Origin of the sequence: Thioalkalivibrio thiocyanoxidans ARh2, assembly GCF_000385215.1 — a bacterium.
GTDB lineage: Bacteria > Pseudomonadota > Gammaproteobacteria > Ectothiorhodospirales > Ectothiorhodospiraceae > Thioalkalivibrio > Thioalkalivibrio thiocyanoxidans.
Genome location: NZ_ARQK01000015.1, coordinates 1 through 8026 on the forward strand (window position 1 = coordinate 1; position 8026 = coordinate 8026).

General features: G+C 63.1%; 7 protein-coding genes and 2 tRNA genes. 5 read left to right on the forward strand and 4 right to left on the reverse strand.

Features of this window, described 5'->3' with window-relative positions; translation table 11 throughout:
* The coding region (locus G372_RS13430) for a type I secretion C-terminal target domain-containing protein (protein WP_038095562.1) at window positions 1–323 on the forward strand (323 nt) is incomplete at its 5' end.
* 67 nt (window positions 324–390) lie between these two features.
* Here G372_RS13430 and G372_RS0100290 read toward each other — a convergent pair.
* Together G372_RS0100290 and G372_RS0100295 are read right to left on the reverse strand one after the other, a co-directional pair.
* Window positions 391–2298, reverse strand: a complete 1908-nt coding sequence (locus G372_RS0100290) for a bifunctional diguanylate cyclase/phosphodiesterase (RefSeq protein WP_019624191.1) — start codon at window positions 2296–2298, stop codon at window positions 391–393.
* Window positions 2299–2319: 21 nt separating this feature from the next.
* Window positions 2320–2985 carry a transglutaminase-like cysteine peptidase gene (locus tag G372_RS0100295; RefSeq protein WP_026278995.1) on the reverse strand — a complete coding sequence of 222 codons (666 nt, stop codon included), beginning with the start codon at window positions 2983–2985 and terminating at the stop codon, window positions 2320–2322.
* 337 nt (window positions 2986–3322) lie between these two features.
* Here G372_RS0100295 and G372_RS0100300 point away from each other — a divergent pair, with 337 nt between their 5' ends.
* Window positions 3323–4777 carry a TolC family outer membrane protein gene (locus G372_RS0100300; RefSeq protein ID WP_483027331.1) on the forward strand — a complete coding sequence of 485 codons (1455 nt, stop codon included), beginning with the start codon at window positions 3323–3325 and terminating at the stop codon, window positions 4775–4777.
* A 70-nt stretch (window positions 4778–4847) separates the two neighbouring features.
* Here the strand turns inward: G372_RS0100300 and G372_RS0100305 are convergent.
* A tRNA-Thr gene (locus tag G372_RS0100305) sits at window positions 4848–4923 on the reverse strand.
* Window positions 4924–4967: 44 nt separating this feature from the next.
* Window positions 4968–5052: transfer RNA gene (locus G372_RS0100310), tRNA-Leu, on the reverse strand.
* 101 nt (window positions 5053–5153) lie between these two features.
* Here G372_RS0100310 and queA point away from each other — a divergent pair.
* The 3 genes from queA to yajC all read left to right on the forward strand — a co-directional run bounded on the left by queA (window position 5154) and on the right by yajC (window position 7754).
* Window positions 5154–6221: a tRNA preQ1(34) S-adenosylmethionine ribosyltransferase-isomerase QueA gene (queA, locus tag G372_RS0100315; RefSeq protein ID WP_019624192.1), complete on the forward strand. Its 1068-nt coding sequence runs from the start codon at window positions 5154–5156 to the stop codon at window positions 6219–6221.
* Complete coding sequence (gene tgt / locus G372_RS0100320) at window positions 6211–7326, forward strand: tRNA guanosine(34) transglycosylase Tgt (RefSeq protein ID WP_018864243.1); 1116 nt, start codon at window positions 6211–6213, stop codon at window positions 7324–7326. The genes queA and tgt overlap by 11 nt, the downstream gene beginning before the upstream one ends.
* A gap of 98 nt (window positions 7327–7424) precedes the next feature.
* Window positions 7425–7754, forward strand: coding sequence for a preprotein translocase subunit YajC (yajC, locus tag G372_RS0100325; RefSeq protein WP_018864244.1), 330 nt, complete (start codon window positions 7425–7427; stop codon window positions 7752–7754).
* The last annotated feature ends 272 nt before the right edge of the window (window positions 7755–8026 follow it).

The following is an 8026-nucleotide window of genomic DNA, read 5'->3' on the forward strand; positions in this document are numbered from 1 at the left end:
AAGGTGGCCAGGGCACCACGGATGATCCCGCCCGCTTTGTGATTCAGGGGTTCAGCCTGGACACGGATGCTTCCGGCGCCAAGATCACCCTGGGGGATCTGCTTTCGGCAGCGAGCCAGGAGACGCTGGATCAGTTCCTGTCGGCCGAGCCGCAGGGTGAGCACACCGTGCTGCATGTGAGCTCGTCGGGGACGATGGGCAGTGACAACGGTGGAGCCGACCATGCGATTACGCTGGAGGGAGTGAGCATGAACGGCTTTGACTCGTCCTGGGACTTCATCCAGACCCTGATCGAAAACGGCCATCTGACCATCGATCAATAACGCCGGCCAGGCTGGCTGGCTGTTTGAGGCCCCGCCTTGGCAGGCGGGGCCTTTTTGTGGGGAGTGCTCAGGCGTTCAGGGACTGTACGGCGCGGCCCGTGACGCCGTCGATCCCGAGTTCCATCAGGGACTTGATGTCGTCGGAGTTGTCGCAGCCTTCCGCGATGACCAGGATGCCGATGGAATGCGCGAGGGTGCACAGCCCACGGATCAGCGCCTGAGTCTCGGCGGAACGGTGGACACCCTGGATGAGCGAGGCCTGCAACTTCACGTAATGGAGTCCGTACGCGGTGAGGTCGTGCGAGCGGAAGGCCTCGGGGCCTGCGTGTTCCAGGCCGACCACAAAACCCGTTACACGGGCGACGCGACACAGGTCACGCAGCTCGGCCGGGTGGGCCAGTGCGCTTCGGGCCGGAAATTCCAGCCACAGGCGGCCGGCCACCTCGGGGTTTCCAGCCAGACGTGATTCGAGCCGTTGCCGAAAGTCGGTGTCGCGCAGACTGTCGACGGAGAGGTTGATGGCAAGACGCTCACCGGGGCTCTGCAGCTGTTCCAGGGCTTTGTCGAGTACGGCATCGTCCAGTTGACGAATCAGATCCAGGCGTACGGCCCAGGGCATGAAGTAGCCGGCCGGGCGCGATTCGCCATCGAGGATGAGACGCATCGGTGCTTCGTGATGCATTAATTCCTGATCGGCATCCATCACCGGGAACCGCGCTAGTTCCACGCCGTGGGTGGCCAGGGCGAGAGTGATTGCGGAGCGCCATTCGTTCTGGTTGGCGTGGGGCAGGACCGCGTGGGGCTCTTCGGCAATGGAGTCCCCCGGCTCCAGTTCCGCACGCGCAAGGGCCTGGTCCACGCGGCTCAGCACCTCTCCCGTGGTGTCGTCGGAGCGGTAGGGCGTCCCTGCCAGGTGGAGGGCCATGGCTCGCGGTGCCTGGCTGCCCAGTTCTGCGCGAATGGCCGTCAGCAGAGACTCGGCAAAGCGTCGGCTGTCGGTGATCCCGTCACCAAAGACTGCGATATCCGAACCCTTCAGCCGGCCGGCGGCTCCGTAGTCCGTGAGCGTGGCCTGTTGCTCGATGACCCCGGCAATACGCGCCAGTAGTTCGTCGAGGCTGGCATGTCCGAGTGCTTGATTGAGCTCGGGCAGGTCAGTGATACGCAAGAGAACAAAGCTTCCCGCGGATCCACTATGACGATTGTCGAGTGTCGCCTGGAAGCGATTCAGGAACGCCTCCCGGGTAAGAAGTCCCGTTACATCATCATGTTGCAGTCGGTTTTTGAGGCGTTCCAGTCGGCTTGACTCCTCCTGCAGCATCATCCGGACATGCTCGGTGAGCCGATTCATGGCCCGGACCAGTGCCCGGAACTCCCAGGTGCGGGGTTCGGGGGTGGTGACGAAGCGGCGTTCGCCGACCGCCTCGGCTTGCTCCACCACCTGGTTCAGCGGCCGTATCAGCCGGCCAAGCAGGAACGATCCAAGCAGACCGATAATCAGCAGACCGCCGGCAAAGATGGCGGTGAGGCGCAGCGTGCCTTCCCACAAAGCCTCGTAGGCGTAGTTCGTCTGGCTCTCCACGATCAGCGTCCCGAACGAAGACCAGCCATCGGACACGTGGGCCACGCCGGGGCGCACGTTGAAGGCGAGGCGCTTCACAAACCAGTCGGGTACGCCCTGGGGTGGTTCGGGATTTCGCCGTTCGATCATGAGCTCGCCGGTAGGGTCCACCAGCCGGATGTGCCGGTAATGGCCCGTGTCGAACTGCGAAGCGATCTGCAGTTCGACCGTGGTCTCGTCCTTGGGCAGCTGGGAGAGCGACAGGGCCAGGGATGCGGCGTTGTCGATGTTCTTGGTTAATAGCTGCTGTGCCAGATAGTTTCTTGCCGACAGGGTGCTGACCACGATGCTGACCAGTAACGCCAGCAGCATGATGATGGCGACGGCGATCCAGAGTTGTTTTCTCAGCGTCATGGCTGGGCCCTCATTCCGGGGTCAGTTAATGGGTCGGGCGAGATCAAGGCCGTATTCGTCCAGCTGTTCCAGGACGCGGCGCCAGCGTGACAGGCGGGCGGTGGGGTCGGCGGCCGACTGTTCCTGTCCGTCGGGCCAGAGTCCCTCGCTGTTGAACGAGAAGATCGGCGTCAGGTCGTCGCGCTGGGAGGCGGTTTCGATTCGGGTAACCAGGTTGTCCAGTACCTGCGGTTCGTCACGCGGGTCGGTGAAATATCCCAGGACCATATGGGCCTGGCTCAGGTTGCTGTCCGGTCCGCCCAGACGGGCGCGCACGTAGAAGAGCCGCAGGCGTTCGTCGGGGATGCCCAGTTTGCGCAGGCTGACGTACTTCGCGATGGAGTAGTCCTCGCAGTCCCCCGCACCCTTGTCGAGGGCCTCCAGGGGCGTGGCCCAGAAGTCTTCCTTACCCCAGGTGACCTGGTCATCCTGGTAGAGCAGCTTGCGATTAAAAAACTCGTTCACCCGCGTGATCTGGGTCTGTTCGTCTTCATCGGCGAGGTCCTCCAGGAGTTCTCGCCAGCGCCGGACGCGCTCCGCCGTATCCGGTCCGTAGCGTTCGGCGGCCACCTGCTCGAGCTGGACAAGGTCGTCGAGACCGGCATGGCCGGAGCCCAGCATCCACGCCCCGGCACACAGCAAGAGCACAAGGCTCGCGTGCCGAATAAATCGGGCGGGATTGCGGGGCCAGATGCCAAGCACTAAGGCGTGCCCTCCGGTGGCTGAAAAATGTGCTACTCACCGAATGATGGGCTACGCCTGTCTGGAATGCCAGATACATTTATTGCTAGCGTAGACCTGTGTACGGATTCTCGCTTTACAAGGCGTTTGCTGTCCGTTATGTGACACAATTGATATTGATTGCGCAGGCATAGGCTTAGGCCTATCGTTCTCAGGTGTGAGGCACGCATAAGCGGTTCGTCCGGGCGACAAGCGGATTCGACGAGTAACGGCGCAAGCGTCCAGGTTTCTTGGGAGGACAACAATGATGAACGGAATGAGGCCCGCGGGCGGGAGAAGTGCTCTGCTCGCCCTGACGGCGGCTGTGGCGATGGTGGTGGGGGGATCGGCACAGGCCGAGGCCCCGGAACCGCTGCGTGATGCAGCGATGGAAGCGGTACTCTCCAACCCGGAGGTCCAGTCGCGTTGGCACGCCTTTCGCGCATCCGGTGAGGAACAGTCGGGCGCGCGCGGGCGCTTCCTGCCCGAGGTGGATCTGAACGCTCGCGCCGGCTATCAGCGCCAGCGCTCCAGCGATGATGATTTCAATTCGTTTTCGCGTAACCCGCGCGGTGTCGACGTTACGCTGACGCAGATGCTGTACGACGGTTTCGAGACGGCGAGCGAGGTAAAACGCCTGGGCGAGATCGAGCGGGTTCGCTACTTCGAATTGCGCGAGGCCACCGAGGAGATTGCACTCGAAGCGGTGCGGGCTTTCGCCGACGTGCAGCGTCAGCGCGCTTTGGTGGACCTGGCGCAGGAAAACTACGATGCGCACAAAGAGGTCTACGACCAGATCGTGGACCAGACCGAGCGCGGGGTCGGCCGCGGTGTCGATCTTGAGCAGGCCTCCGGCCGTCTGGCGCTGGCCGAGTCCAATCTCCTGACCGAGCGACAGAATCTTCACGACGTGAATGCGCGGTACTACCGGGTCGTGGGGCAAATGCCCGGCGACGATCGCGTGGACCTGGTGGGTACGTTCTCCGACGAACCGATTCCTGGGACGGCTCAGGAGGCATTGACCGAAGCCATCACCAAGAATCCGGCGATGTTCGCCTCGCTGCGGAACATGGAGGCGGCGCAGGAGCAGCGTAACGTCGCGCGCTCGGCCTTCCACCCCCGGGTGGATCTACAGCTGCGTCATGCCTACGAGAACGACGTCCTGGAACGCGAGGACATCCGGATCCATGACACCTCGGCGATGGTGGTAATGACCTGGAATCTGTTCCGCGGCGGCACCGACCAGGCGCGGGTGCGCCAGTTTACCGAGGAGTTCAACCAGGCGCGCGACGAGCAGGAAGCGGTCTGCCGCAACGTGCGCCAGACGGTCTCGGTGGCCTACAACGACATTCGGTCGCTGGATAGCCAGCTGCGCTTCCTGCGCCAGCATCGCGACTCGTCCGACCGGGTGCGCACCGCGTATCGCCAGCAGTTCGGGATTGGCCAGCGCAGCCTCCTGGACCTGCTCGACACGGAAAACGAGCACTTCGAGGCGAGCCGGGCCTATGTGAATGCCCAGCACGACATGGAGATCGCCAAGGCGCGGGCGCTGAATGGGCTGGGTCGACTGCTTGAGTATCTCGAGATCTCGCGTGGCGACATGCCGACGGCTGCGGACCTCGGGCTAGTGGATGACGCAGCTCGGATCGACCCGGAAGCGGTGTGCCCCGCAGATGCCCCGGAGATGACTGAAGCACGGCACGACAGCATCTTCCGTTAATCGCTCCACGGGAATGCAGACAAGAAAAGGGCCAGCCACGTCGGCTGGCCCTTTTGCTGTGTACACAATATGGAGCCGGCGACAGGAGTCGAACCTGCGACCCTCTGATTACAAATCAGATGCTCTACCAGCTGAGCTACACCGGCCAGGTGCGCGGTTTCGGGCCCATCGCCAGGCCCGAACAAACAGGTGGTGCCGGGAGTGGGACTCGAACCCACAAGGCCGAAGCCAGCGCATTTTGAGTGCGCCGTGTATACCAATTCCACCATCCCGGCTTTCGAGGCGCTAGTGTAGCGCACGAGCGGGGTGTGGCAAGGGCGATCGCGTTTCGGCCGATCCGTATTCGCGGGGGCGGCGCGTGGTAGGATCGCGCTCCATGCGTGTTTCCGATTTCGACTACGAGCTCCCACAGGAGTTGATTGCCCAGTATCCGTTGCCCGAGCGGGCCGGTTCTCGTCTGCTCGTACTGGAGGAGGAGCAGCCGGAAGATGCCGCGTTTGGCGCGATCGAATCACTGCTGCGACCCGGTGACCTCCTGGTGCTGAATGACACCCGTGTGATCCCGGCGCGTGTGTTCGGGCAGAAGGAAAGCGGTGGTCAGGTCGAGGTGCTGGTGGAGCGCATCGAGTCCGCGTCACAGGCGTTGGCTCTGGTCCGTGCCAGTCGGGCGCCCAAACCCGGCACGCGTCTCCATCTGGCGGACGCTTTTTCCGTCGAGGTGGTGGATCGCCAAGGGCCGTTTTTTCGGCTGCGGCTGCTGGGCGAGTGCGACATGCTCCCGTTGCTTAAACAGCACGGGCACATCCCGCTGCCGCCCTACATCGAGCGGGCGGACGAAGGCAGCGATGCCGAGCGTTACCAGACGGTATTCGCGCGCAAGGAGGGTGCGGTGGCGGCACCGACGGCCGGTCTCCATTTCGATGACGCACTGTTACAGCGTCTGCGTGCCCACGGGGTCGAGACCGCCACGGTGACGCTGCACGTCGGGGCGGGAACGTTTCAGCCGGTCAAGGTGGACGATACGGCCCGTCACGAGATGCACGCCGAGTGGCTGGAGGTGGGCCCGGAGGCCTGCGCGGCCGTGGCGGCCTGCAAGGCGCGCGGCGGGCGTGTGGTGGCTGTGGGAACGACCTGCGTGCGATCGCTCGAGACGGCCGCGGTCGGGGGTGAGTTGCAACCGTTTCAGGGCGAAACCCGGCTGTTTATCCAGCCCGGATATCGCTTTCGCGTGGTGGACCGGATGGTGACGAACTTTCACCTGCCGCAGAGCACCCTCCTGATGCTGGTGGCGGCCTTTGCGGGGTACCGGCGCATCCTGGATGCCTATGCCCACGCGGTGGCGAATCGCTATCGCTTTTTCAGCTACGGCGACGCCATGTGGCTGGCACCGGGCGATCCAGGGGATCTGCCGCCGAGTGTTCGGGAGGAACGCAATGGAGTTTGAACACCTGGGCCAGGATGGCGCGGCCCGTAGAGGGCGATTGCGCTTCCCGCGCGGGGAGGTCGAGACGCCAGCCTTCATGCCCGTGGGGACCTACGGGACGGTGAAGGCGATGACGCCGGAGGAACTGCGCGCGCTGGGGGCGCAAATCATCCTGGGCAATACGTTCCACCTGATGCTCCGGCCGGGTACCGAGGTGATTCGGGCACACGGTGACCTGCATGATTTCATGCACTGGGACGGGCCGATCCTGACCGATTCAGGCGGGTTTCAGGTCTTCTCGCTGGCCGAGATGCGCAGGATCAGCGAGGAGGGCGTGCGCTTCCAGTCGCCGGTGGATGGATCGCGCGTGTTGATGACACCAGAGTCCTCGATGCAGATCCAGCGAGAACTAGGCTCCGACATCGTGATGATTTTCGACGAGTGCACGCCGTATCCTGCAACCGAGAGTGAGGCACGTGCGTCGATGGAACTATCACTGCGCTGGGCAGTCCGATCCCGTGAGGCGCATAGCGACAATCCAGCTGCATTGTTCGGGATTGTGCAGGGCGGGATGTATCCCGCCCTGCGCCGCGAATCCGCTGCGGAGCTATGCGCGATTGGCTTTGACGGCTATGCGATTGGCGGGCTGTCGGTAGGGGAGCCGGAGGACGAACGCCTCGCAACCCTGGACGTGACCTTGCCATTGTTGCCCGAGGACCGGCCGCGCTACCTGATGGGCGTGGGGCGACCCGAGGACATCGTCGAGGCCGTGCGCCGCGGTGTCGACATGTTCGACTGTGTGATGCCCACCCGCAATGCACGTAACGGCTTTCTGTATACGCGCGAGGGGGTCTTGCGGATCCGCAATGCCCGTTTTCGCGACGACACGGGCCCGATCGATCCCGAGTGCCGGTGTTATACGTGCCGAAATTATTCAAGGGCCTACCTGAAGCATCTCGACAAATGCAACGAGATCCTGGGCTCGCGGTTGGCGACGACCCACAACCTGCATTACTACCAGGACCTGATGCGCGGGCTGCGTGAAGCGATTGCAGCCGGGGTCCTTCAGGAGTTTGTCTCCGATTTCTATGGTCGACGCGGCATGCAAGTGCCGCCTGTGCCATAATCCGCGCGGCAATTTTCGCGAGCCCGGTCACGGGTCTCGCGGGGGACGAGCGCTTGGCTCGGGCCCCTGACTGACTAGTTATACACGGGAGTGTTTCGATGGATTTTCTGATTTCTGCAGCGCATGCCCAGGAAGGCGGTGCCGCCGGTGGTGGCATGATCGAGTTCCTGATCATGATCCTGATCTTCTTTGCGATCATGTACTTCCTGATCATTCGCCCGCAGAGCAAGCGCGCGAAAGAGCATCGGTCGATGGTGGAGTCGCTGTCCAGGGGTGACGAAGTTGTCACCAACGGTGGCGTCGCCGGCACGATTACCGAGGTGGGCGAGAACTTCATCAAGGTGGATATCGCCAATGGCGTGAATGTGGCCGTACAGAAGCAGTCGGTTCAACAGGTCATGCCCAAGGGCACCCTCAAGGACCTCTAAAGCCCAATAGGAAACACTGATCCATGTACACACTCGCGTTGGTACCCCAGGTTCTTCGAGACAAGGCGCGCCGTGCAGCGGGTAGTGGTTCTACCCGCAAGCGGCGCAACGCTGGATCGGGGAACTTGGGGTACCAACCCCACAAGCCACTCAATGCAGGGGCTCGGCCGCTTTTGCGCGCGCACGGCGTTGCGGCTCCCTTGTGCAGAATGACTGCACGGCAGTCGCCGCGCCTTGTTCGCACGCAAAAGCGACTCGAGCGCGAGCGTGTA

Excerpts from the sequence above, each read along its gene's own strand:
- queA (WP_019624192.1), top strand. The coding sequence starts at position 5,154 with ATGCGTGTTTCCGATTTCGACTACGAGCTCCCACAGGAGTTGATTGCC.
- G372_RS0100290 (WP_019624191.1), bottom strand. The coding sequence starts at position 2,298 with ATGACGCTGAGAAAACAACTCTGGATCGCCGTCGCCATCATCATGCTG.
- yajC (WP_018864244.1), top strand. The coding sequence starts at position 7,425 with ATGGATTTTCTGATTTCTGCAGCGCATGCCCAGGAAGGCGGTGCCGCC.
- G372_RS0100300 (WP_483027331.1), top strand. The coding sequence starts at position 3,323 with ATGATGAACGGAATGAGGCCCGCGGGCGGGAGAAGTGCTCTGCTCGCC.
- tgt (WP_018864243.1), top strand. The coding sequence starts at position 6,211 with ATGGAGTTTGAACACCTGGGCCAGGATGGCGCGGCCCGTAGAGGGCGA.